Below are 25,809 nucleotides of genomic sequence, written 5' to 3'. Positions count from 1 at the left end.
TGTAGCCTAAAGCATTGAAAGCGCTGGTTTAGGAAAAGAAGCCGTAGAGAGCACTCCCAGATAATATGAACAGAAAAGCCACATGGCAGTTTCCGCCAAACAACGGCGGAAGCGATGTTGTTCAGGATCCGTCAAGCCCATACTTTAGTGATGCGCCTGTTCCGAAGCTAGTTCGAGAGGTCATCCAGAATTCTCTTGATGCCCAGAAGAGGCCCCCTGTGGAGGTCACATTCGCCGAAACTAGGATTAGCGGAGACCTTATTGATACTACGGGTCTCAAGAAGCATTTGACAGCCTGTCTTGATAGAACGAAGCGTGAGGATCGAACGAGGGTACGGAAGGTTTACGAGAGAGCGTTGAAGGCTCTCAAGTCGAAACAGATCCAATGTCTCCAGATCGTTGACTCTGGCACTACAGGATTGGAGGGAGAGTATTGGGATGAACTCGTAAACCGCGAGGGTGGAGTCAAGAAATCAGGTGGCGCTCCTGGTGGCTCATACGGCATTGGAAAGAATGCGGTCTTCAATGTGAGTGATCTACGCACCGTGTTTTATTCTACCCGCTACGTAAGCGGGAAAGAAGGCAGGGTGGATAAACTCCAGGGCAAAGCGACACTGATGGCTCATCCCGACCCAAGCAAAGCGAGCCGGGTGCTTCGCCATATCGGTTTCTATAGGGATAATAGAGGAGACCCAATTCACGGCACGGACATCCCAGGCTTCTTCAAACTTGACCGCACCGGAACAGGCGTTTTCATCATGGGCTTCAACCCCAGGTCTACAGATTGGGTTAACGAGGTAAGGTCAGCAGTAATTGAGAATTTCTTCTATGCAATTCACCACAAGCGGCTTGTAGTGCATGTTTCACCAGCAGGGTCTGACAAGGTAGTTGTGTCTCACGAGACGCTGGATCATCTCTTTCCCAGAGAACGGCCATCACACTACTATTACCGAGCTATTAGGGACAAAGCAGCAATACAGACGCCGAATTTAGGGCAGGTGGGCATTCTCAATGTTCACCTCATCATGGGTTCAGGTCCAAGGCGAACGGCTTATGTTAACCGAAACGGTATGCTCGTAACTGACAGTAGGGAGCAGAAGTCCAATCCAATAGCTCCAAGAGGCAGGAGTCTGTGGCCTGATTACGCAGCAGTGATAGTGCCGGCAACCGACGACGGCGACGCATGGATCAGGGAAATGGAAAATCCTAGCCATGATTCGGTGTCACCAGGTGAACTATGGGAACCCAAAGAACAACGACGTGCCGAAGAGAGCTTAAGAATTACCCGGGATTCCATCCGCAACATCATTGACAAGGAAGCGCAAATCGCACAATACGGTGACACTACTAACTTGCAGGAGTTGGCGGAAATCTTCCCTGACGAGATGGACCCAACTGCTCCAGGCAATGAGGCACTCATAACCCAAACCATTAGGACTAGAGGGCCACAGGCACAGGCGCAGCTGGAGGATGAGTCGGACTCCGATGATACCGGACTAGGTGATACGGACGAAGGCGAAACAGAAATCGACCGCAGAAAGGAACGTAAGGGAGGCAAGAGAGGAAAGCGTAAGAGGAAGAAACAGGGCGAAGAATCAGCGCGACCCCCCAGAGTACGCAACGCGCGTATTATACCAGTTGGCAAGCGTGAAGTCGTTGTAGCGTTTACGACCACCGCAGACGCTCCCATTCGCCTAGCCCTTAGGCTGGCGGGCAGCGAGCGGAAGCAGGAAGAAAAGATCTCCATTACAGACGTGACAGTAGTTAGTCCAACTAATCAGGGTGCAAGTCTCGACGACGGCTGCGTTGTACTTGCTCCAAACACGAACGAGCGCATCATGGTCAGAATTGTGGCTGACCGTGACGTTGAAGGCAAGGCCTTCACCTTAGGATAGGGACGATGATCACATGGAACGACCGGCTATTGCCGCATCCTCTGCTCGCTTCTTGGACGGAAGACTACGGCGATGCAACATTCGTCGCCACTGTACCGGATGCCGTGCTCAATAATGGGAAGCATATTAACCTTACAATCAAATATCACCTTACGAGTCCGTACCTGCGCGAGTTTATTTCTTGTGAGAAAGCACAGTATGTTGCCCTGATAGCCTGCACCAAGACTTCTAACCGTAACACCTATGTGTCCAACCAAGACGACGACATTCTACTCTTGGAAGCTGGTGACTATGCTCAAGAGTTGATCTTCACACCATACGTCGTTGCTACACGGCAGATTGAAGGATTTGTTTCTAAGGAACTTGCTGAGGAGTTTAGGGATATTAGGCCCTCTGGCTTTACCATTCTCCCTGCTTCAATTCTTGCTGTTGGAGAATCGACTCGGATAACTCTGGAAAAGGGTGGTAGTCCGTATTCAGTTATGGACCTGGTCAAGGACCCCAATATCGAGAGCGGCTCCTTCGAGGTGGACCTGGACCACGACAGAATCAAAATCCACGTAGCCCCTGGAGACAAGGAGCGTGTTGAGGCGCTTAGGCAGCACGCTTCCGAGAGCACAGAGGTGGCGGTGCTATTTCCTTCTATCTACCTACACGCGGTGACAGAGGCACTGCGAAACCTTTCCGATTACCCTAACACACGGTGGGCTTACACTATGAGACAAGCTCTAGAATTGCACAACATTACCGCGGATGATGAAGATGTTCAAGACAACGCTCTCAAATACGCTCAGACTTTGATGGAGCGGCCAGTTGGACGTCTTCTTACAGCATTCACCAACCGAGACGCTGAGGAGTAGCCCGAACATGGCCAACTCATTTCCAGTGCTCAGGCTGACGCAGGAAGCCTATGACACACTGCGACAGGAAGCAGAAAACAACCCGGATACGTGGCTGGATCCGCAGGCAGATTTTGATGCGCTGCTGAACAATCGGGGCGTCACTCAGCCTACAGAAGAAACGGGTGTTTTCTCAGACCACCCAATAAGCCTCAGACCTGTGGCAGATGGCCCCCCGAACAGAGCAGACAGGCAAGCATTGGACTTCTACAACTCTCTGTTTGGCATGACTCCAAACACAGCCACAGACGAGCGAATCTGGGCCTGGATGACTCACTTCAGATTGCACTCGTATGGCCTGCAGCGATGGCGCAGACAGAAGAACACTAAACTAACCAACTACATCAGAGATCATTGGTTTGTTTCTACGCAGTCCAGCGCTCTGTGGGAAAGCAACACCGCGTCGCGTACGTGGTGGATAGCGTACACCGCAGTCAAGGCTGCTGAGGCTTCAGGAGGGGCGTTCACCGCACAAGAAGCGCTGGATGATTTTGCGGAGTATGCGGGGCACTATCACAGACTCATGGACTATAATTTTACGCGGCATCCTCTGGTGCTTGCTGAAATAGTGCGTGCGCTTCTGAAAGAAGCGCAGGGGATTCAAGCTGATAAGGGAGTATATGCCCTCACCAGGCGGCTAAACCTGCTTGCAGGCACCCAACTTCTCGATACATTACCCCGAGAACTACTTCGGAAACATATCGTTGAGCATGTTGAAGAAGTCATGACCGACCCTGAACTAGTGAGTGACCGGACCAAACTGCGCAATCGTAAGCCGTTTCGTTCACTAAGTCTGGGGGCAGGCGTTCAATCTACTGTTTTAGCTTTGATGGCCGAGAGGGGTGAATACGGACTCCCTCGCCCCGACGTTGCTATTTTCGCGGACACTGGATGGGAACCACCAGCAGTATACGAGCATCTTGAATGGTTAAAGTCACAACTGTCCTTCGAGGTAATAACAGTTAGATCAGGCAACATCAAGGACAATATCCTGAATGGGACTAGTCCCGATGGAAACAACTATCTAGGAATTCCGGCTTTCCTTGTCAACCCTGACGGGAGTTCGGCTATTGCACGGCGACAGTGCACTTCTAAGTACAAGATAAAGCCAATCAACCGCTATCTACGGGAGAGACTTCAGATTCCACCTAATCGCCGTGCTCCCAAGAATGTCCAGGTTGAGTTGTGGATGGGTATAAGCGCCGACGAGGCACTGCGACAGAAACCCAGCAGAGAAGAATGGGCCACCAACCGCTTCCCATTGGTCGAGCTTGGATTTAGTCGTGCCCAACTCCTCAATTGGTTCAAGCAAAATTATCCTGATCGCTACTTACCGCGTAGCTCCTGCATCGGCTGTCCATATCATAGCAACGCAGAATGGAAGTTGCTGAAAGAAAACGATCCCGATTCTTTTCAGGAAGCTGTTTTTGTTGACAGAGCGCTTAGAGAAGTCCCCGTAGTTCGCAACGCAATTACTAAGAAGGGCCAAGCCTATCTGCATAGATCAAGGAAACCTCTGTCCGATATTGACTTCAGCACGACCGAAGACTACGACAACCTGATGGTGCAAGAGTGCGAAGGGCTTTGCGGCATCTGAAGCGATGCCCGTTAGTCGGTTGGTGGGGAGGACGCTCGCGTGATCATTGACGTACATTCCCACGTCAAGAACGACCACGAGATCACGGTCTCGTTGCGCAAGGCGCGGCGGCTGGGCGTCATCCTGTGCATCAACGTCCTCAACGCCTACGACAATTATCCGCCGACACTGCCCACGCCAGAGTATATTGCCGCCTGCAACGACCTTACCTTAAAGGTAGCCTCCGCTAATCCCGACTGCGTGATACCCATGTGGTATCTCAACCCCTACCACCCGCAGGAAGTGCAGGCCGAATTGCTGCGACGTGTCAAGGCCTGGGACGGTCATCAGGGCGCGAAGCTCTGGACTGGCGTGAAAGCCAACGACTCGCGTTTAGAATGCATCTATCAAGTTCTTGCTGAACACAATCTGCCGGTTCTTCAGCACACCTATATGGCGGTGACCGGCAACATGCCCGGCGAGACTAATCCCTTCGACATGCGCGAGGCCGGGCTGCGCCATCCGGACGTTCCCTTCTTCTTCGGCCACTCCGGCAGTGACATGGAGTACGGCGCCAAGGCCGCCCAAGGCGTGCCAAACCTCTTCATGGATATCGGCGGCGGCGACGCCACCAACGGCTACACGGAAACCCTCGTTGAGCACGCCGGAGCAGACCGCGTGGTCTACGGCAGCGATCTCAACGCGCCCCGCTCGTTCATGTCACAACTGGCGAAAGTCTACGGCGCGGCTATTTCCGAGGAAGAGAAAGACCTGATACTTTGGCGCAATGCCTACGGCATCTTTTCGCGGCAGAGCGTAGCTTGGAGCCAGTTTGACCGGCATAGGGAGGCGGCCGGTCACTAGGAGCCAGAGCAAGGGCATCCGTCACTCCGGCTTTCGCCGGAGTCCAGGAGGCCCCAAGAAAAGATGGATTCCCGCTTTCGCGGGAATGACGGACAGTTTTCTCTTGTCATTCATGAGACTAGAGCCCACCAAAGCAGTTGGAGCAAAGTCAGTGATAGACGCAAACGCATACATCGGAGAGTGGCCCTTCCGCCGCCTGAATCATGCGGCGCCGGACGCCCTGCTGCGCAAGATGGACGCGCTTGGCATTGAGAAAACCGTGGTCTCACGGCTGGAAAACGTCTTTTACAAAGACGTGATGGTCGGCAACCGCGAGTTGCACCAAATCGTGCAGCAGCAACCGGACCGCCTGGTGCCGGCGTATACCATCAATTCCGCCATGCCGTGTTGGGAGCTGGACTTCAAGCGGTGCGTAGAGGAATATGGCATGCGCAACCTGCGCATCCACCCCAACTACCATCAATTCACGCTGCTGGAACCCCATACCACACGCGTCATGGATGCCAGCCTGGAAGCGTATGCCCAATATCACATGCTCACCGGCAACGCCCTGGCACTACTCGAGTGCGCCAAGACCCACGATCTCGTAGTGCTCCTCACGCTCACTCTTGAAGACTCCCGCTGGCACCACTGGCACGTGAAGGTGCCGCCCGTCACCACTACCGATGCCGTAGAAGCTATCTGCACGTTCCCTGACGTGCGCTTTCTCGTGTGCACCGGCCGCTATGTCCATATAGCGGATATCTGGAGGCGCGCCTACAAAAATGAAAACGTGTACTTTGACGTTTCCCGCGTGCAGGGGCCGGTGGACGACATCGAGCAACTCTGCGCCCAAGTGGGAGCCGACCACCTGCTCTTCGGTACGAATTGCCCCATCTTCTATCCCGAATCTGCCAAGCTCAGCATCGAACACGCGGAGATTTCCGACCAAGAAAAAGAACTGATGCTCTCCGCTAACGCGACACGACTGTTTGCACTGTAAAGGGAGTGCTCTATGGCCAGCGCAACCAAGCTTGACGTTACTCGTTCGGTTGAACTGTACGAAGAGGCCGTGCGCCTCATGCCGGGCGGCTCGCAGACGAAGGGCAAGCGCCCCAATCCCGCTTCCTACGGCGCAATGCCCATCTTCATGTCCCACGGCAGGGGTTCCCGTCTTTGGGACGTGAACGGGAACAGCTACATTGACTACTATGGCGCGTCCGGCGGCGTCTTGCTGGGGTACTGTCATCCGGATGTCGACCGGGCCGTAGCGGAGCAACTTGAGAAGGGCATGCTCTTTAGCACGCCCTCGGAGCCGGAGATCGAGTGCGCCAAGCTCGTGAACGAGGTCGTGCCCTGCTCCGAGATGGTGCGCTTCCTCAAAGGCGGGGTGGACGTGAATCTCTGCGCGACGCGCATTGCGCGCGCGTACACCAAACGCGAGATCATTTTGAACAACGGCTATCGCGGCTGGGCGGACGAATGGAACTACTGGCGTAACGACGGCGGCATGCCGGCGGCCTTTCACACGCTAAACCAGCAGTTCCGCTTCAACGACCTCAACCACCTGGAGGAACTCTTCAAGCTCAACGACGGCAAAGTCGCCGCCGTCTCCTTCGATTGCGCGGAACCGGCCAAGGAGCCGGAGCCGGGTTTCCTAGAAGACCTAAAGGACTTAGCGCACCGACATGAGGCCCTTGTCATCTACGACGAGTGCATGACGGGATTTCGGTTCGCCCTGGGCGGCGCGCAGGAGTACTACGGCGTGGAGCCGGACATTGCCACCTACGCCAAGGGCATGGCCAACGGCATGTCACTGGGCGCGGTGACCGGCAGCCGCGACATCATGGAAAAGACCGCCGACTGTTTGATCAGTCTGACGTTTGGCGGGGAGACGCTTTCCCTTGTCGCGAGCATCGCCACGCTCCAAATCTGCCGCGACGAGGACGTGGCGGGGCACATCAACCGAATTTCGCAGGCGGTAATGGACGGCGTGGAAGAGGTCTCGCACCGCGTGGGCATCCCCATGGAGTCCTTCGGCCCGCCGGCGCTTTTTGGGATCCGCTTCATTGGCGGCGATGAGCCCCTGCCCGCTGAGGCTGGAACATTCTTCTACACCGGCCTCGCCAAGCGTGGCGTAATGCTCAAGGGCAGTTGGAACAACGTGCTTTACGCCCACAGCGACGAGGACGTGGCGGAGACCTTGGAGGCGGTGGAAGATGCCCTGCTGGATCTGCGCCGCGCGCGAGATGCCGGACGGGTTGCCGATGAAGTTGCCGCCGCCACGATATCGTTCAACCGGCCCTATTAATGAAAGGCTCGTATCCCGCTCAGCAAGCCAAGAGGTGCTTCGACAGGCTCAGCACGAACGGACATCAAGCTCAGAATTGGCAGAGATCAGGCTCAGCTCGACCGGGATTCTTGAAATGGGAACAAGTGCATTGCTAATCCGTTCGCCCTGAGCCTGTCGAAGGGTGCACGGGCACGTACCGAAGCGTTCGCACAAGAGCTAATTGCGAAGAATCGTCCCAAAACAAGCCTATGTTCGGTGAGTCAACTATGGCCACATTTCAATTGCCGGTGCGCTCCTATCGGGTCTACCCGCTGCCCGGGCAGGCGTATGACGACCGCAATTACGGCCACGTGCACAAGTCGGTAGAGCTCGATACCGCCAACACGGCCGTCATTGCCATAGACATGTGGAACCTCGGCGGCGACGGCGAACCCATCATACCCGGCGTGGACAAGTACTGGGAGTACAACTACATGGGCGGGCACGGCGTGGCCAAGCGGGCTGGCAAGATCATGGCAGAGGAGATTGTGCCCGCGCTGGAGGCGGCGCGTGAAGCCAGCGTCCCGGTCATCCACAATGAACCGCCCCAGGTTCTCGCGCGCTATCCCTGGGCGGAGCCGCCTGAGCCTACGCCCAAAACCAATAGCAGCACGCCCGATTGGCCGCCGCCCGAATTCCGCAAAGAACTGCTGGCTGAATACCACAGCACAGTCTTTGGCCCAGGCTATAGAGAACCCTGGAGCAAAATCCAGGCCAACTACGACTTTGCCGACTCTGTCAAACCGGACCCGCGCGACCATCTCTTTTCCCAACCCCAACAGATCGAGCGTTTCTTAGCGGAGCGGAAGATTCTCAATCTCGTCTACGTGGGCTTCCTCTTGAACTTCTGCCTGCTCATGAAACCCGGCGGCATCCTGCAGACCCGCAACCGCTACCGCGCCATTGTGCTGCGGGACTGCACCGCAGCCTCGGAGACGGCATGGTCTACCGATGAAAACCTAATTACCAAGGCATTCATCCACTGGCTGGAGATAGGCGGTACGCTCACCGCCAAGGGCAAAGACTTAAGAGAGGCACTCTCCCAAGATCAATCAGATTAAGTGCAGAAGGAGGTAGTAGCTTAGAGCGACTTTGCGAGTGCCAAGCGAAAGAGTAGATGTCAATTCCACGTTCATTTGGAGGTCCGGTATGAGTACTTCAAACATCGGTCTGAGTCGGCGACGATTCCTCGGCGTATCGGCAGGCCTGAGCGCCGCGGCGCTTATAGCAGCGTGCGGCCAAGCCCAGGCTCCGGCCGCAGCGCCGGAAGCCGATGAGGCGCCGCAAGCTGAAGAAGCCCCCACGATGGAGCCCGCAACTGTCAACGTGCGCTGGATCGTAAACGTCGCGGAGAACGCGCAAGCCTTTGAGGACGGGGTGATTAACCGGTTCAGGGAAATGCACCCCGACATTGACCTCAATTACGAGGCCTCACCATACGGAGCGCATTACGAGAAAATGCTGGCCGAACTGGCCGCCAATGAGGCGATTGACATTCTCACCCCCGACCCCACCCGGTGGATTGAGTGGACGGACAAAGGGTTTGTGCGGGAAGTCACCGACCTCTACAAGCGCGACCAGAGTCAACTCGGAGACACCGTGGCGCTTGATTGGATCGTTGACCCGCAGGGGCGCTTCTGGTCCATGCCCTATACGGCGCTCGGCACCATTCACATCTACAATACGTCCATCTTCGACAAGTATGGAATCAGCGGGCCGCCAAGGCAGTGGAATCCCTCCGGCGGCGGCGAGTATCTGGACGTCGCTCGGGAGATAACGAGTAGGTCCAGCAGCGAACCAGACCCGATTTGGGGGATTTACACTGGCGCTGACTACACAACCGAAATGAGTACCTACATCGTTCAGAACGGCGCCAACTTCCTCTCCGACGACCTGACGCGGGCCACCATGCACGAGCCCGAGTTCATCGAGGCCATACAGTTCATGTATGACCTGGAGTTCAAGTACCGTGTGGCCCCGACCGCTGAAGCGAAGGCTGCGTTCCAAGAGACCTTGGGCGAGGGCCGGCACCGCGACGCGCTGTTCGTGCACGGGCGCGCGGCGATGAACAATACCTGGTTCAACGCCGAGAGCGGGTGGACCCACCCGGACGTGGATAACTTGCCCATGAAGGCGGTGCCCATGCTGGAGAACAGCAAGGGAGGGCCAACTTCCGATAAGGTTGCCGGTTGGACGGCGGTCCAGTACATGTGGTCCGGCGCTAAGCACCCGGATGCAGTGTGGGAGTTCATGAAGTTCGCCATGTCGGACATCGAGTTCGGTGTGGCGGTGACGACGCTGCTCAACTACGGTCTGTCGGCGAATGCAAATGCGTGGGACGATCCCCGTCTGGTGGCGACTAAGACCCGTCCGCCCCGCGAGATAGACTCCATTGCCACGCCGCTCCGTGAAGGCCGCGGCTTTATCACCCAAATCTTCCCCGGTTGGCGGGAACACCTGGGCTTCTTCAATGAACAGAAAAGCCTGGTGTGGAAGCAGGAGCTCACCGTTGAGGAAGCCATGCAGAACGCCAGCAAACATACGCAGGCGGTGATTGACGAGTATTGGGCCAATAAGTAGGAGAGAATTGTCAAGAGGACGATTGGCATCAGCCTTCGCTTGTATTACAATGCAATCGGGGATGTCAATCGTCAGCCTTGGCCGGCGGACGCCGGGTTTGAGAGGAGGTAAGAGGAGCCGTGAGGTAATTTACGCCCATAGTTGTCGAGGGTTGCGCTATGGGCACACGAATATTGTGTTGATTAGAGGACGGAGGCAGCAGAAAATGACTGAACAACGAACTCTAATGACGCGTCGAGGGCTCTTGGCAACGACAGGGGGCATGGGCTCCCTTGCAGTACTGGCGGCTTGCGGTCAGGTGCAGGCGCCGGCGGCGATGCCCGAAGCAAGCGACGATGCTCCGCAGTCCGACGACATGCCCCAGATGGAAGAGGCGACCGTCAACGTTAACTGGGTCGTGAATATCGCCGAGAACGCCGGGGCTTTCGAGGACCTCGTGCTCGGCCCGTTCAAGGAACTGCACCCCAACATCACGGTCAATTGGCAGTCCTTGGGCTATCGTAACCTCATGGAAAAACAGGTTGTCGAACTTGCTGCCGGATCGTCACCGGACATCTTGGGTCCCGAACCTACCCGCTACCCTCAGTATCGGGACGCAGGTTACGTGACTGACCTCACACCCTTTGTCCAGCGCGATGCGGCAGTGCTCGCAGACGTAGTAGGTATTGACTGGCTACAAGACCCAGAGGGCAAGCTGTGGACGTTCCCCTACGGCGTGCTGGCAACCATTCAGATTTACAACACGGCCATTCTCGATAAGTTCGGCATCAATGAACCGCCGAAAACCTGGAATCCAAGCGATGGCGGCGAGCTGCTGGAGACGGCGCAGGAAATCACGCAGCGCTCCAGTGCCGATCAGGATCCGATCTGGGGTTTCTGGAGCCGCAACGACTCCACGACCGAAGTGCCAACGATGCTGATCCAGAACGGCACAAACTTCGTGACCGACGACTATGCCCGCTTCCGGCTGCACGAACCTGAATTCATCGATGTCATTCAGTTTCTCTATGACCTCGAGTTCAAGTACCGCGTGAAGCCGACCTCGGATGACATTGGTGCCCTTAATGAAACTATTCCGGAAGGGCAGCGGCGTGATTCGCCGTTCACACAGCAGCGGGCGGCGGTGTACCATACCTGGTTCAATGCCGAGTCTGCCTGGAACGTGCCGGGCGTTGAGGAACTGCCGGTCAAGGCGCGGCGCTTCCCGGCCCACACCGTGCAGAGCGAAAACTCGGACGCCGTGGGCAGCTACACGCCGGTGCAGTACATGTGGTCCGGCACCAAGCATCCGGACGCCACCTGGGAACTGATGAAGTTCCTCAGCACCGATCTTGAGGTGCAGGTAGGCGTCACCACGCTGCTGAACTACGGCATGCCCGTGGTCAGAGCGGCGTGGGACGACCCGCGCCTGGCGGAACAGAAGGCGCGTCCGCCGCGCGAATTGACCCCGATAACGGAGCCGATTGGCGAGGGAAACGGCTTCATGACACAGCTCTACCCCAACTATGGGGAGATCCGTGGTGTCTACTTGGACCACATGCGCATGGTGTGGAATCAGGAGATGACTGTCGCAGACGCCATGCAGAGCGCCGGCAAGATCATGCAAGCCATGATCGACGAGTATTACGCCAATAAGAGTTGAGCATACCTTCTTTTGGTGTAGTCTTGGTCAGACATTCGCCCCCTCCAAAACGAGGGGGCGAATGCTCATTGCAGCGACAAACGCGCACTTGCAGTTATCCCCAATTCAATTGGGCTTCCTCACCTTATGTCACTTGCGCTTTCTCACCTAATGTAATTTGCGCTTCCTCACTTGATGTCATTCGCGCTTCCTCACTTAATGTCATTTCGAGCGTAGCGAGAAATCTAGAGTCAGACCACAAGCAATCCAAGGAGCAGTTCATTGAAAAAAGAAACAGTTCTCGGCGCGGGCGTGTGCCCGCCCTTCAGCAACTTTTCCCAGGGCCTCATGATCGATGGAATAAGGCGCGTCCTCTTCATCGCCGGACAGTTTCCGCTCGACGAAAACGGAGAACTCATAGGCAAGGGTGACATCGAGGCGCAGGCGCGCAAGGTCTATGCCAACATCAAGGCGCTGTGCGAAGCGGCGGGCGGATCACTCGCCAACGTGGCGCACCTCAACATGTACGTAACCGACATCCGCTTCCGCGCCGTCGTCACCGGCATCCGCAATGAGATCTTCGAGCCCCCATATCCCACCGCCACCATGGTGCAGATCGGCTCGCTTTCAGGTGAGGACTGGCTAGTGGAGATAGACGCGATCGCGGTGTTTGACTGACATCGTGAGGCTCAGAATTGCGGGATAGGAGCCGCCAGCGCCTCTCACAGGCTTGTATCGCGAGCATAGGAATTACGCGGTCTGGGTCGCACTTTGCGGCTCAACTCGCGCCGCCTCGAAAAGGCGGAGGCATGCAGTACACTACTGATTCTGGCGAATGAACCTACATGTGTCATTGACGGCGGTGGTCACGTCGTCTCCTCGCACCAGTGACTCTAGCGTCCTATCCAGCGCGCTATGCGCAGTCTGGCTGTACCGTGGCACGCCGCGTCCATGTTCCATGGATTGTTGGATGATAGTAATGTCCTTCTCTTCAAGACCAACTTTGAAATCTCCAAGGCGGGCAACCGCATCTCGTTTTGCCGGTATGGCGACAAGCTCCTGCATCACATCCACGAGCCCCCGCAAAGCGATATATGCTAACTCGGGTGGAGGAGTCTCTGCTACAATAGCCATCCCCATATCAGCTTGAACCGGCACCACCTGGGCTTTGCCGCGGGGGAGTTCCCCCAAGCGAATTCCTGTGGGCGGCCTAGGAAACAGTGTATGCATCATGGCTGGCGCAACCCTATTGATGTAGATGTTGTCCCACATTTCCCTGCCTACGGCTGCAGGAGAGACGCGCTGCGTGTGGAAGAGACCGCGCATGAATTCCAGTGCCTCGAGAGCGGCTGCATCCCCAAGGCGGCACTCGCCGGTGGCCGGATCGACCACCTCCGCGTTGTTTTGCCATAGCGCCCACCAGATTCCAAAATTGTGCGCGACTAGGCCCCAACGTCTAACGGCGCCGTCTTCTCTCTTTTGTGTCAATTGCTCTGCAACCCTTATCAAGTCCACCCAGGTCCAACTACTATCCACCGGCGGCACGCCCTCCGACGCAAACAGTGCTTCATCGTATTCCACCATCAGCGGCATCGCATTCAGAGGCAATGCATAGAGCGAACCCCTAAAGCGAAATTGGTCGAGCACGCTCGGATGGTACTCTTGGTTCAAGGTTGCCTCGTCGGCGCCAGAGAATCCGTCCAAGGGTAGCAAGAGGCCCCTGCTGACCAATTCATCTACGGCCCATGTATCCACGTTGACCAAGTCGGCTTCCATCTCCTTCACTATGGCGATTAGGTCAACGGTATCAAGGGTCTTGCCAACGTCTTTGCGCGCAAGAACGTAACCCCCGCGCTCGGGGCCGTTGGGATTCTCTTCATCCCTATTGAGCAATTGCTCGGCCAACCAGGGCAATTCCTCGTCGGATACCCGGGATACCGCCCAAATCAGCGGTCTTTCTTGCGGTACGCTCGGCGCGGAAAACCGAGATTCAAGAAAACCACATCCGGCAGTGAGTGCAGCAGATCCCGCGATCAAGGCACGACGCGTCAGCATAGCTCGCCTCCAAATTCCTGCTGGTTTAGATTGCCGTTCGACACTGCCGCAGAGAAACCAGAGCGCAGAGACCGCATAGAGTTGCAGGCGCAAATCAGAACGGGGATTGCACGCCAAAACCCATTTGATGCAAAGGTCGATTCTAGTGGCATTGCCCCCTGCGCTTCCGCAGTCGCCTACCTTGGTGAGAGGAGCGGTTACTTGGCTCCAGCGACTATCTCTTAGATAGAAACCCCCAGAATCTCCCTTCTGCCTTGACAGCCTTTCAATCTTCGCTACAGCCTCTTTGGCATACCTTGACACGATTACCTGAGAGGCAGCTTAACGCTAGTCATATCTGGCTAACACTTTTGTCACCTGCATTCATGAACTACTGGATAGCTCGGAGCGTAAGTGATTCCCCTGCCGTGTTCGACCCATGCAGGCACATTCGGATGATGTGCAAGGCATGGCTCATTCATTGCGTGAAGTCCTGCCTAAAGTTAAATGGAATGTCGGGTAAGACACTTCTTTTTGATGAGGTGCTATAATAGGTTGGAAAGTGAGGAATCCACGTAGCCTCAATGATGAGGAAAGTCAAAATGACGTGGCAGGTTCGGAATACCTTGCTTTCAATTACGAGCAGCCAGAGAGACCGCACCGCTGGTGATCCCAGCGTACCCCCAAGTCCGCTTGCAGCATTTCCTGCGCTGCAGTTCACCACGTGGCGGTTGATCTCTACGAATATCGCACTCGCGGATTCCCTGGTAAGAGACCAACTCTTCGATCAATTAGGCGCCGGTGGCCTTCTCTCGCCAACTTTCCCACAAACCCCCTTTTCGGTACCTATCAGCTCCAGAATGCTTGGAACTTCTGCACAGAAACTGATAGGTGGAAGACTCTCAGCACAGTCCTTCAGCGAAACACCTCACAATGCTCGGTACAGCGCACTTGAAGCAAATGTGAAGTCGATGCGATACATGCAGTCGGGTAATGTCATACAGTAGCGGTATCATTCACCTTAGTTGTGCATAGGTAGTCATGGACAAAGAGAACCTGAAATCCACTTTGGAGTCCTAGCATGCCGATGCAATCGCGTTACGCATGGAAAGCTAGTTCTCGCAGTATTTCCCGGCGGCTGGTCCTGAAAGTCGCTGCTGTACCCGTTGTGGGCATGGCAACCGGGTCGGCCTATGGCGTGATTCGCTCTCAATTAGGCAGATACGCGTTGCCGGGGACATTCATCGGTTCTGTGGACATTTCCGGAATGTCGGTTGATGAGGCAAGCGCGCAGGTCGAGGCTCAGTGGCAAGACTATCTGCGCAACCCAGTGGTTTTCGGCCATGAAGAAGCCACTTGGGCGCCCTCAGCAACGGAAATTGGACTCATCGTGCAGATCAAGAAGGCAATTCGCACCGCATTCGCATTAGAACGGCGGCGCATGTGGCTGTGGTTCTTGGGATTGAGCTCACGCAACCAGGTAGATCTGCCAATCTTCTTGGATTCTACGGTAGCCTTAGGATTCCTGGGTGCGGTTGCAAGTCATATCGACCGACCGCCCATCAATTCTCTGCTAGAACGCCAGGCCGATCGTGTCCGTGTTGTCCCCGGCGCCGAAGGCAAGCGGCTAGACCGTGAAGCTACGCTTGGCTTGATGAAGCTGCCCACAGACCCGCCGCAGCTCCAGGTAATAGAATTGCCTGTCGTATCACTAACACCACCGATCACCTTACAAATGGCAGAAAGAACAAAGTCAGTCTTTGAAAAGCTCGTTACCCAAGGTTTGCGATTTGAGCTTGACGGAGATGGTTGGGAAGTGCCGGGGAGCATGCTAAAGTCCTGGATACAAATCTATCAAGACCCGGAGCAGGGCCGTTTGGCGATCATGGGTGAGCAGGAGATGCTTCAGAATTGGTTAGCCCGAGTTGCCGTCGAGGCATCTCGGCCTCCCTTGAACGCCCGATTTACCGTCCGGGAGAAGAGTGTGCACCTGGATGTGCCTGCCAAGCAAGGCTATCAGACCGACTCAGATGTCCTCATTGCCACAGCACAGGCCGCCATCGAGCAAGGCGTAACGGCCCTCTACCTCCCCGCTGAGGTACGGGAACCGGCCTATACCGCGGACAACATGCACAATTGGGGCTTCGAGGAAGTCATTGCTGAGGGCACCTCATTGTTCGCCGGTTCGCCGCCTGAGCGCGCCCACAACATTGCCTTGGCAGCGTCGAAGCTTCATGGCTATGTTATCCCGCCTGGAGAAACGTTCTCGTTCCTGAGCGTACTCGGGCCGATCACGCGTGGGGACGGCTACCAGTCCAGCCTGATAATTTTTGGCGATCAGACAGTTCCGGGTGTCGGCGGAGGGGTGTGTCAGGTATCCACCACCATGTTCCGGGCGGCATTCTGGGCCGGACTGCCAATCACGGAACGCAATCAACACTCTTACAGAGTTGGATACTACGAGCGAGACGGGAGCCCGCCGGGCTTCGATGCCGCAGTCTATGACCCGGGTGTCGATCTCAAGTTTGTCAACGATTCGGAACACCCCATCCTCATCCAAACGCATGTTGACAAAGAAGCCATGGAGCTCAAGTTTGTTTTCCACGGTCGCAGTCCGGATCGGTGGGTGCGCATGCTTCCCGCTGTCGCCAAGAACTGGGTAAAACACGGTCCACCCCTGCCGGACAAAGTAGACCCTGATCTCCCGCTGGGCGAACGCTTGCAGGTGGAATGGGCGGTGGACGGCGTAGATGCCGAGATACATCGAGAAATTGTGGTAGCCGGAGATTCCCAGTACGATCAATTTCGCAGCCGCTACCGGCCATGGCGGGAGCGCTGGCTCGTCGGCACGAAGACTGTGCCGCCAGGGGAACAACCGGATTCTGCTCCACAACTGCCGGGATAAGCAAGCAGCCTCACCTCACCTGCGCCTGGATGCGCCACTCGATCCCCGCAGCCATTCACTAAACCAATGGTGAGTAGGTGCGGGGTTTTCCTTTCACCGCACCACAACGGCTATCTACGAGGTCAGCCCTTTTCATCCACACTGGGCTCAGCCAACTCTTCCTTGCAAAGTGCGACTCTCAGTTGCATTACGACTCTTCTAGGCGTAGACGGCCAGTATGAAATCTACTTTGACCTTCACGGCTCTTCCCCCGCCAAGTCGTTGACGTGGGGAGTTTGACGACTCTCCACGACTGGACTTGTAGTAACAGCTGCCGCATTGCCCGTGTGTACGAGCTTACAAAGGGGGCCTTGTATGGGCAAAGTCTTGGGCGCCAAGGTCCCTCATTCATGTACTATCTCGTCGCAGCAAGAGTGAAAGTGGTCGTCATTTGATTCTGACCGAATTGGCAGCACGCCTCATTCAATCAGTTGACGGATTAGTCGGGAGAACATTCGCCCAGGCGCGGCGTAATTTGGTTGCGTGTGCCAGAAGCTTGTGATATGTTTCACGTGGCAAAAGCTTCTGATATGAGGAGCGCCAATGTCTGGGTCGCCGAGGGGAAAAGCGCCGCAAATGGCGATTAGACGCCTCTCTATGTACTATCGTACATTGGCTGCGCTACGGGAACAGGAAGTTGAGAGCATATCCTCTGAACACCTCTCCAATCTGACTGGCTCCACTGCCGCCCAGGTCCGCCGCGATCTCGCCTACTTTGGAAACTTTGGGAGGCGCGGAGTAGGGTACGACGTACAATCGCTGCTCGTGCACATGCAGGAAATCTTGGGAATTGGCGAAGGATGGCCCATGGCGCTTGTCGGTGTCGGCAATCTGGGCTCCGCCCTGCTGGCGTATGATGGGTTTCCACGCCAGGGCTTCCGCATTGTAGAGGCCTTCGACTCTGATCCCCGCCGGGTCGGCACTGTGATCCGCGACATAGTCGTAAAGCCGATGGACGAGATCCGGGAGACCATTCAGGCGCGCAAGATCGTCATGGCGCTTTTAGCCGTGCCGGCAAAAGCCGCACAGTCAGTAACCCAGCAGCTCGTCGATGCCGGCGTGCGCTGCGTGCTCAATTTCGCCCCAATCTCGCTCAAGGTGCCTTCCGACGTTTACTTGGCCAGTGTGGACCTTTCAATCGAAGTAGAGTATCTCTCGTACCTGCTGAGGGAAAGTGTGGCGGAAGACCAAGCATCGGGCAGCACATGTTCAGACGATTAGACCGCGCAACCTGAATTGAGGCGCGCTGGAGTACGGTTGAAAATGGTGAACGATTCGTCCATTATAAGACCGGAGTGCGCTGGCAACAGTCATAGAGTAGGGTAGGGCGTTAGGCATGGAGTATTACGTTGGATACATCCCGTTCTTGGTGCTCTTCGTCGCTGCGTCTGCATTCGGCATCATCGCGCTGGCTCTTGCTTCCGTACTACGACCGAAATTCAAACCGGGACCACTGCGCACAATCCCTTACGAATCCGGGATTGGCCCCAGTGGCTTGGTGGGCGATACGCGCGGTCGTCACGGCGTGCACTTCTACTTGGTGGCAATTGTGTACGTTGTCTTCGACTTGGAGCTTGCGTTTCTCTTCCCATGGGCCGTCATCTTGGCGTCGCTCGGCCTGTTTGGTCTGATTGAAATGGCGATATTTATTGCTATCTTGCTCGTGGGATACGTTTACGCATGGAAGAAAGGAGCGTTCGATTGGGGGTTGTAGAAGATACACTTACCCTGCCGACTGCGCAGACCGCTGGGCAGAAAACCGGCGCTTCCGGCTTTGTACTCGCTTCCGCTGATCAAGTCTTGAACTGGGGACGGGCAAATGCATTGTGGCCTATGACGTTTGGCCTGGCGTGCTGCGCAATTGAGATGATGGCGCTGTTTGCCTCACACTATGATATGGACCGCTTCGGCATGGCACCGCGGGCAACGCCGAGACAGTCCGATGTGATGATTGTGGCAGGCACGGTGACCAAGAAGATGGCGCCCATCATTCGCAACCTTTGGGAACAAATGGCGCGTCCGTGTTGGGTGATTGCCCATGGCAATTGCGCGACGTGTGGAGGTCCGTACCGCTCCTATAGTGTGCTCCAAGGCGTAGACCTTGCGGTTCCTGTTGACATCTACGTGCCCGGTTGTCCGCCGCGGCCGGAGGCGCTGCTTGATGGTCTAATGTTATTGCAGCAAAAGATCAAGCAAGGCGAATGGGCAGGCTCTGAGGAAGCCCTGCTTACCGCCCGTGCCGCTGCGGCGGCCAAGGAGTGAGTGGAGTCGTGAGCATTCCGCCGCCGGTTGCCGCGGAAACTATTCAGGAACGTGTGCAAGCGGTCCTGGACGATAAGGTCATTGCTGCAAATACCCAACGCAATTTTCTGACGATAGAGATTGCGGCGGCGGACCTTCTGGCGGTCGCAACGGTATTGCGGGATGACTTGGAGCTTCGCTTCAATTACTTTGGTGACGTGACGGCGGTACACTGGCCGGGCGAGACGCAGGAATATGAAGTCGTCTACCACCTGCGCTCGATTCCGGACAATCGCAGCATTCGCGTCAAGACGCGCATTGCCGCGAGCGAGTCGATAGAATCTATGGCACAGGTCTGGCCCGGCGCCGACTGGCCGGAGCGTGAAGTCTACGATCTAATGGGCATAAAATTCGAAAACCATCCGGATCTCCGGCGCATCCTAATGGATGAAGACTACGAGTATCACCCACTGCGCAAAGACTTCCCCCGGGAAGGTCTCTGATTGATAGGGCGGCTCCGTAAGGTGTAGTGAGAGCGTCAGATGGCGACTGTCGAAGTTGAACGCATCGCAGGTGAAGGCGATTCAGGACTGATCCTGAATATGGGGCCACAGCATCCCAGTACGCATGGTGTGCTGCGGGTCATTTTGAAGATGGATGGTGAGTACATCGAGGAAGCCGTACCCATCATCGGCTACCTGCATCGCGGCACTGAGAAGATTGCCGAGAGTGAAACGTATACGCAGATTCTCGGCTACACGGACCGCATGGATTACACCGCAGCGGCGTCCAGTAACCTTGGCTGGTTGGTGGCCGTAGAAACGCTTGCGGGTATAGAAGTGCCGGAACGCGCGCAATGGCTGCGCTGCATTGTTGGCGAGTTGGGACGTCTGGCAGGACATCTGGTCTGGATCGGCACCCACGCGCTGGATATCGGCGCCATGTCGGTCTTTCTCTATGCCTTCCGTGCCCGTGAACGCGTGCTCGAACTCTTCGAAGAGCTTTGCGGCGCGCGGATGACCCACAGCGTCATGCGGCCCGGCGGCTTCCTGGAAGAGCCGAGCGAGACCTTCTACGAAAAGCTTGAAAGTTCTCTGGACTACTTCATCAAGGAAATCAATCAATTCGACACGCTGCTCAGCAAGAATGAGCTCTGGCTGGGACGTACTGTGGACGTGGGCGTCATTTCCGCCGATGACGCGATTGCGATGGGGCTTTCCGGCGCTTGCTTGCGCGGCTCGGGGGTGGAGTGGGACATCCGCAAAGCGGAACCCTATGCCGCCTACGATAAGGTGGAGTTTGACGTCCCAATCGGAACCGGCAAAGGCGATGTCTATAGCCGCTATCTGCTGCGCCTTGAGGAGATGCGCCAGAGCGTACGCATCATGCGGCAAGTAATCGATCACTTGCCACCAGGCCCGGTCATGACGGATGACGCGCGCGTCGCCCGACCCGACACGCCCCGCCTCTATACCGATATGGAAGCAATGATCAATCACTTCTGGATGTACATCCACGGCTTCCCGGTGCCACGCGGTGAAACGTACGCAGCTATCGAGGCGCCAAAGGGGGAACTGGCTTTCTATGTTGTCAGCGACGGCAGCGGCAAACCGTACCGTATGCACGTGCGCTCGCCGTCTTTTGCAAATCTGCAGTCGCTGCCGTATCTGGTTAAGGGACGGCTGCTGGCAGACGTGGTTGCGGTAATTGGAAGCATTGACATTGTGCTTGGAGAGATTGATCGTTAGCAACGATTTGCCTAGTGGACGAGTGGTCTCAAAAATTTGCGGTGGGTGAGAAGAGGGAAAGATGCCGGTAACACTGACAGTTGACGGTCAAGAGGTAACGGTACCTGACGGGTCGACGATCCTCGATGCCGCGCGCAAGTCTGGTATCTACATTCCTACTCTATGTTTTGATACCTTCCTCAAGCCGTACGGCGCCTGCCGCATGTGCGTGGTTGAGGTCGAACGGGCCCCTAAGCCGCTCTCTTCCTGCAATACCATGGCCATGGACGGCATGGTGGTGAGCACCAAGACCGACCCGGTGGTGCATGCGCAGCAGGGCATCATGGAGATGACCCTACAGCACCACCCGCTCGACTGCCCGTACTGCGACAAGTCCGGTGTCTGCGACTTGCAGCACACCGCTTATGAGGTGGGCGTATACCGCAGCAAGTTGGGCAGCGACAATCCAAACGAACCGGACCACGAATTCAGCCCGCTAATCGAGTGGGACCCAAACCGCTGCATCTATTGCGGCAAGTGCGTGCGAGTCTGCGATGAAAGAGTCGGAGATAGCGCCCTTACCTTTAATCTGCGCGGCTTCCACAGCTATATCGGCACGCAGTTCGATGAACCGCTGGACTGCGTCGAGTGCGGAGAGTGTATTGAAGTTTGCCCGGTAGGCGCTCTGCTGAGCCGGCCCTTCATGCACAGCGGCCGCGCATGGCAGGTGCACCAGAGCGAGTCTATCTGCAACCACTGCAGCGTCGGCTGCCAGATGCACGTTGAAACGCGCATGGGCGAGGTGCTGCGCACGAAAGCGAATCCGGCGCTCCGCGACCAAACTCCGGTAAACACGCGAGACAGGGGGCCTGGAGACGGCATGCTCTGCACGCGCGGACGCTTTGGCTACGACTACATTCATGATGACGCGCGCGTGACTCAACCGCTGGTGCGCAGAGACGGTCAACTTGAAGCCGCAAGCTGGGACGAAGCGCTCAGTTTGGTCGCGGCGCAAGTCACGGAAGCAAAAGCGCAGAGTGGGCCCGATTCCGTAGCGGCCATTACCTCCGGGCGGCTCTCAGATGAAGAAAACTATCTCGTGTCGCGTCTCATGCGGGACGTCATCGGTACCAACAACGTTGACAGCACTGAGCGCTGGACGTTCATACCCACCCTCAGCGCCTTAGGACCTGCCGCCTTCAACTTCAGTATCGATCAGATGCAGCAAATGGATGCTTTCTTGGTCGTCGGTGGCGACATTATGGAAAGCCATGATGTGCTTGGTATGCGCATGCGGCAGTGGGTACGTGACCAAGGAAAATCGCTTATCCAAGTCAGTAGTTTGCCGAGCAGACAGGACAGTCGCTTCGCAAGCCACGTGCTGCGCGTACGCCCGGGATCGGAAGAGCACCTGGTTCAAGGACTAGCCAGTGATATTTTGCGCCGATCAGAGAACGATAACGCGCCGGAGGAATTGCGTGGCTATACTCTGGAGAGCGCTGCCACAGATACCGGTATCGCTGCGGAGGAGATCGGCCAGGTTGCAGAATTACTCGCGCAGGCTGGCAACGTCGGCATAGTCTGGGCCCTCGGCAATTGGCTAATTGGCAGCGCCGAGAGCTTTGCTCAAGCGGCGGCCAATCTCAAGTTGGCCTTGCCAAGCGCGCATCTCTTCCCCTTGGCTAATAAGGCAAACTCCAGAGGTTTGGTGCAAATGGGCGCGGGAGCGGACATACTGCCGAATTTCCGCAGCGTTGACGACGCCCAGGCTCGCAGTGCGTTGGGCAGGCTGTGGGACGTGGTGCTGCCAGATTCTCAGGGATTAACAGTTGACGATCTCTTGGCCGGCGCCGATGTTGCTGTGCTCTTCGTAATTGGAGAGGATTTAGCGGCGAGCGCCCGCAACCGCAACCAAGCGCAAGCAACTCTTGAGCAAGCAGACTTTGTGGTGGTGCAAGACATCTTCGTAAGTAGCACGGCGGCGGAGCACGCCGACGTCGTTTTGCCTGCCGTCAGCTTTGCGGAAAAGACCGGGACGTACACCAATTTGGAGGGGCGGTCTCAACGAGCCCAAGCGGCAATCCCGCCCGTAGGCGAAGCGAAACCCGATTGGCAGATTTTGACTGAACTTGCGCTACAGCTTGGCGCGCAGTGGACATACCGGAATTCGGACTCGGTTGCGCAGGAAATTGCTGCAGTGTTGGCCGACATCCCCATTACGCACAGCACGCAGGGCTTCGGTTGGCAGGATCTCCCCACGCTCCCCAGCGTGAATGGAGACGGCAAGCTGCTCTTGGTAACCCAAGACCACCTCTTCGTGCCGGGAGTTACCGGACGCTACAGTAGCAACTTGCGCCGGATGGTCGCAGAGCCGATAGCTGAATTGCATCCGGCACAGTTAGACCGCATCGGCGTTCGAGACGGCGAAAAGGTAGACATTCAGGCGAACGGCGCCGATCTGGTAGTTACTGCGAAAGCCAATGACCGATTGGCGGAAGACATTGTCTATGTTCCCGTTGGCTTCCCGGATGCGCCGGTGGGCGCTTTGCTAGGAGCGGAAGCCGCGGTGGCGGTATCAGTGCGAGCCGCAGTTACGTCATCTACAGCGGAGTCGTCGGCATCGACGATGCCGGGGCAGAGGTGAATTAGGAACTGATTCATGACTGAGCTTGTCATTGCCGTAATCTTCAAGTCGATCATCGCGTTCTTGGTTCCGCTGCTGGCCGTGCCGCCCCTGATTTGGGCAGAACGTCGCATCCTGGGCCGCATCCAGTCGCGAGTTGGCCCCAACCGCGTCGGCCCCTTTGGCTTATTCCAAACGCTGGCCGATGCCGTCAAGCTCTTGGGCAAAGAAGACATGATTCCGGCAGGTGCAGATCGTGCGCTCTTCATTCTCGCGCCGTTTCTGCTCTTGGTTCCGTCGTTTATGGCTTGGTCTGTCGTGCCGATTGGCACCGAACTGCACATCTTTGGACGAGTCATCGGCCTCTATCCCACTGATCTTAACGTCGGCGTGCTCTACATCGTGGCGCTAACGTCCGTAGCGGTATACGGCATCGTTATGGCCGGCTGGGCGTCCAATAGCAAGTACGCCTTGTTGGGTAGCCTCCGGTCGAGCGCACAGATGATTAGCTATGAGATTATGCTTGGCTTGGCGCTCGTCGGTGTTGTGGTGCTCGCCGGGTCGCTCTCGTTGCCGGAGATTGTGCGGCAGCAGCAGGTGCCATACGCTATACCGCTGTTTATCGGCGCATTTGTCTTTGTTTGCGCCGCGTTGGCGGAAACCAACCGCGCCCCCTTTGACTTACCGGAAGCGGAAACCGAGCTTGTGTCCGGCTATCACGTAGAGTATTCCGGCGCGCGGTTCATGTTCTTCTTCCTGGCCGAGTACGCAAATATGGTGCTCGTCTCCTTCTTGGTGAGTGCGGTATTCTTGGGTGGAGGATGGCCGGCCCAGTTGCTGGAGCCATATATCGGCCATCTCTTCACAACCTTGCTTGCTGTTGGCATCATGATGAGCAAAGTCCTGCTCTTTCTTTTCTTTTACTTTTGGATCCGCGCCACGTTGCCGCGGTTTCGCTACGATCAAATGATGAACTTTTGCTGGAAAGTGCTTTTGCCGCTGGGACTGGTGAATCTTGCAGTCGCAACGGTGCTAAAACTGACTATTTACGCCTGAATCTAACTTCCGGAAAGGAGACGCAATGAGTTTTCGGATCGACTCGCTGCTGCCAATAGCGAGAGGGCTCAGTGTTACCCTCCGTGAGTTCTTCCGGCAGCCGGTAACAATCCGCTATCCGGAGGAGAAACGGCCCCTCTCTGCGATCTTTCGCGGTGCTGTTGGCATGCGGCGCAGGCCGGACGGTCGGCCGAAGTGCGTGGGCTGCGGCCTTTGCGAGACTGCGTGTCCGAATGAGTGCATTACCATCACGACGGAGTCGAATCCCGCGCAACCTACCGATAAAGTGGTAACGTCATATACGCTTGACGTCGGTCGCTGCCTCTTCTGTGGGCTGTGTGTCGAGGCCTGTCCGGTGGAGGCATTGGAAATGACGAACGCGTACAATTTCTCTACGGATGACCGCAGTACACTCATCTACGACGTTGATCGCCTGATGGACCTGGTGGACAAGCAAGGCAAGGAGGTAGCTACGCTTGAATAGCGAAACCTTGCTTACGTTGATTTTTGCGTACCTTGCAGTAGCGTGCGTGGCGCTTGCCGTGCTCGTGATCATGCTGCGCAATCCGGTCCAATGCGCGCTGGCGCTTGTTGGTGTTGTATTCCATCTTGCGGGAATCTTTATTCTGCTTCGCGCCGAATTTCTTGCCGTAGCACATATTATTATTTACGCGGGCGCCATAATCGTGCTCTTCCTTTTCACCATGATGCTGCTGAATCTCGGTGTGGTCGAGCGTGCGCGTCAGTTCCACGTCCAAGCGCCTCTCGCAATTGTGATTGGCGCAGTTCTTTTTCTGGAGTTCATCGTCCTCACCGGGGCTACTATTACGGTGGGAGCCTCGGGTCCCCACACGCCGGCCTGGGTGGTTGGACAGGGCGGCAACGTGCAAGCCTTGGGGCAAGTGCTCTTCCGCGACTACTTGCTTCCCTTTGAGGTAGCCTCGGTCTTGCTGACTGCTGCCGTAGTCGGCGCGATTGTCTTGGCAAGACAGAAGCCGAGACGACCCCGCTCATCCTCGCAGATGGGTGTGGGGGAGTGGATGGCAGAACGGTACGAGAAGGCAAAACAACGAGAACAAGATCCGGCCAAGCCGCGTTGAGGAGCTAGTCGACCTAAATGATCATCCCGGCCTTGGAGTACTACTTGGTGCTGGGTGCGGCACTCTTTATCATCGGTCTGCTCGGTGTGCTGGTGCGGCGCAATTTACTGATTGTATTTATGTCGATTGAACTCATTTTATTGGGAGCAAACGTCACGTTTGTTGGATTTGCCGTAGCTCTGAACAACATGCTGGGGCAAGCCTTCGTCATATTTTCCTTGACCGTAGCCGCTGCTGAAGCGGCGGTTGGGCTCGCCATAATCGTGGCGTTGTCGCGCCACAGGGATTCGCTCAATGTTGATGAAATTGACACTCTCAAGGGGTAAAGGCGCGCAGAA

General features: G+C 56.3%; 22 protein-coding genes. 21 read left to right on the top strand and 1 reads right to left on the bottom strand.

Features of this window, described 5'->3' with window-relative positions; translation table 11 throughout:
• Nucleotides 1–65 precede the first annotated feature (65 nt).
• The 10 genes from OXE05_02935 (at nt 66) to OXE05_02890 (ending at nt 12,424) form a co-directional block, all read left to right on the top strand.
• The gene (locus OXE05_02935; protein MCY4436273.1) at nt 66–1,895 is read left to right on the top strand and encodes a hypothetical protein; all 1,830 of its coding nucleotides are present in this window, start codon (nt 66–68) and stop codon (nt 1,893–1,895) included.
• Nucleotides 1,896–1,900: 5 nt separating this feature from the next.
• On the top strand, nt 1,901–2,755 hold the full coding sequence (locus OXE05_02930) for a hypothetical protein (GenBank protein ID MCY4436272.1): 855 nt from the start codon (nt 1,901–1,903) through the stop codon (nt 2,753–2,755).
• Nucleotides 2,756–2,762: 7 nt separating this feature from the next.
• On the top strand, nt 2,763–4,391 hold the full coding sequence (locus OXE05_02925) for a DUF6339 family protein (GenBank protein MCY4436271.1): 1,629 nt from the start codon (nt 2,763–2,765) through the stop codon (nt 4,389–4,391).
• A gap of 39 nt (nt 4,392–4,430) precedes the next feature.
• Nucleotides 4,431–5,234 (top strand): amidohydrolase family protein, encoded by an 804-nt coding sequence (locus OXE05_02920; GenBank protein ID MCY4436270.1) that lies wholly within the window; start codon nt 4,431–4,433, stop codon nt 5,232–5,234.
• 151 nt (nt 5,235–5,385) lie between these two features.
• Nucleotides 5,386–6,216 carry an amidohydrolase family protein gene (locus OXE05_02915; protein ID MCY4436269.1) on the top strand — a complete coding sequence of 277 codons (831 nt, stop codon included), beginning with the start codon at nt 5,386–5,388 and terminating at the stop codon, nt 6,214–6,216.
• A 12-nt stretch (nt 6,217–6,228) separates the two neighbouring features.
• The gene (locus OXE05_02910) at nt 6,229–7,524 is read left to right on the top strand and encodes an aminotransferase class III-fold pyridoxal phosphate-dependent enzyme (protein ID MCY4436268.1); all 1,296 of its coding nucleotides are present in this window, start codon (nt 6,229–6,231) and stop codon (nt 7,522–7,524) included.
• A gap of 248 nt (nt 7,525–7,772) precedes the next feature.
• Nucleotides 7,773–8,606, top strand: a complete 834-nt coding sequence (locus OXE05_02905; GenBank protein MCY4436267.1) for a hypothetical protein — start codon at nt 7,773–7,775, stop codon at nt 8,604–8,606.
• Nucleotides 8,607–8,694: 88 nt separating this feature from the next.
• The gene (locus OXE05_02900; protein ID MCY4436266.1) at nt 8,695–10,125 is read left to right on the top strand and encodes an extracellular solute-binding protein; all 1,431 of its coding nucleotides are present in this window, start codon (nt 8,695–8,697) and stop codon (nt 10,123–10,125) included.
• A 205-nt stretch (nt 10,126–10,330) separates the two neighbouring features.
• Nucleotides 10,331–11,767 (top strand): extracellular solute-binding protein, encoded by a 1,437-nt coding sequence (locus OXE05_02895; protein MCY4436265.1) that lies wholly within the window; start codon nt 10,331–10,333, stop codon nt 11,765–11,767.
• A 261-nt stretch (nt 11,768–12,028) separates the two neighbouring features.
• Nucleotides 12,029–12,424: a RidA family protein gene (locus tag OXE05_02890; GenBank protein MCY4436264.1), complete on the top strand. Its 396-nt coding sequence runs from the start codon at nt 12,029–12,031 to the stop codon at nt 12,422–12,424.
• A 141-nt stretch (nt 12,425–12,565) separates the two neighbouring features.
• Here the strand turns inward: OXE05_02890 and OXE05_02885 are convergent, their stop codons facing one another.
• Complete coding sequence (locus OXE05_02885) at nt 12,566–13,801, bottom strand: extracellular solute-binding protein (protein ID MCY4436263.1); 1,236 nt, start codon at nt 13,799–13,801, stop codon at nt 12,566–12,568.
• A gap of 1,060 nt (nt 13,802–14,861) precedes the next feature.
• Between OXE05_02885 and OXE05_02880 the strand changes: the two genes are divergently transcribed.
• From OXE05_02880 to nuoK, 11 genes are all read left to right on the top strand, one after another.
• Nucleotides 14,862–16,685, top strand: coding sequence for a VanW family protein (locus OXE05_02880; GenBank protein MCY4436262.1), 1,824 nt, complete (start codon nt 14,862–14,864; stop codon nt 16,683–16,685).
• Between the two features lie 582 nt (nt 16,686–17,267).
• Nucleotides 17,268–17,945 (top strand): redox-sensing transcriptional repressor Rex, encoded by a 678-nt coding sequence (locus OXE05_02875; GenBank protein MCY4436261.1) that lies wholly within the window; start codon nt 17,268–17,270, stop codon nt 17,943–17,945.
• Nucleotides 17,946–18,060: 115 nt separating this feature from the next.
• Nucleotides 18,061–18,438 (top strand): NADH-quinone oxidoreductase subunit A, encoded by a 378-nt coding sequence (gene ndhC, locus OXE05_02870; GenBank protein ID MCY4436260.1) that lies wholly within the window; start codon nt 18,061–18,063, stop codon nt 18,436–18,438.
• A gap of 14 nt (nt 18,439–18,452) precedes the next feature.
• A complete protein-coding gene (locus tag OXE05_02865) occupies nt 18,453–18,986 on the top strand; it encodes an NADH-quinone oxidoreductase subunit B (GenBank protein ID MCY4436259.1) in 534 nt (177 codons plus the stop codon).
• Between the two features lie 8 nt (nt 18,987–18,994).
• Nucleotides 18,995–19,468: an NADH-quinone oxidoreductase subunit C gene (locus OXE05_02860; protein ID MCY4436258.1), complete on the top strand. Its 474-nt coding sequence runs from the start codon at nt 18,995–18,997 to the stop codon at nt 19,466–19,468.
• Between the two features lie 39 nt (nt 19,469–19,507).
• Nucleotides 19,508–20,713 carry an NADH dehydrogenase (quinone) subunit D gene (nuoD, locus tag OXE05_02855; GenBank protein ID MCY4436257.1) on the top strand — a complete coding sequence of 402 codons (1,206 nt, stop codon included), beginning with the start codon at nt 19,508–19,510 and terminating at the stop codon, nt 20,711–20,713.
• A gap of 61 nt (nt 20,714–20,774) precedes the next feature.
• Entirely contained in the window at nt 20,775–23,336 is a 2,562-nt protein-coding gene (locus tag OXE05_02850) for a molybdopterin-dependent oxidoreductase (protein ID MCY4436256.1), read from the top strand.
• A 15-nt stretch (nt 23,337–23,351) separates the two neighbouring features.
• Complete coding sequence (gene nuoH / locus OXE05_02845; protein MCY4436255.1) at nt 23,352–24,371, top strand: NADH-quinone oxidoreductase subunit NuoH; 1,020 nt, start codon at nt 23,352–23,354, stop codon at nt 24,369–24,371.
• Between the two features lie 25 nt (nt 24,372–24,396).
• A complete protein-coding gene (locus tag OXE05_02840; GenBank protein MCY4436254.1) occupies nt 24,397–24,855 on the top strand; it encodes an NADH-quinone oxidoreductase subunit I in 459 nt (152 codons plus the stop codon).
• Complete coding sequence (locus OXE05_02835; protein ID MCY4436253.1) at nt 24,848–25,471, top strand: NADH-quinone oxidoreductase subunit J; 624 nt, start codon at nt 24,848–24,850, stop codon at nt 25,469–25,471. The genes OXE05_02840 and OXE05_02835 overlap by 8 nt, the downstream gene beginning before the upstream one ends.
• 20 nt (nt 25,472–25,491) lie before the next feature.
• Nucleotides 25,492–25,797 (top strand): NADH-quinone oxidoreductase subunit NuoK, encoded by a 306-nt coding sequence (gene nuoK, locus OXE05_02830; GenBank protein ID MCY4436252.1) that lies wholly within the window; start codon nt 25,492–25,494, stop codon nt 25,795–25,797.
• Nucleotides 25,798–25,809 lie beyond the last annotated feature (12 nt).

Source organism: Chloroflexota bacterium, assembly GCA_026710945.1.
Taxonomy (GTDB): domain Bacteria; phylum Chloroflexota; class UBA11872; order VXOZ01; family VXOZ01; genus VXOZ01.
This window is presented reverse-complemented; position numbering and strand designations above follow the sequence as displayed.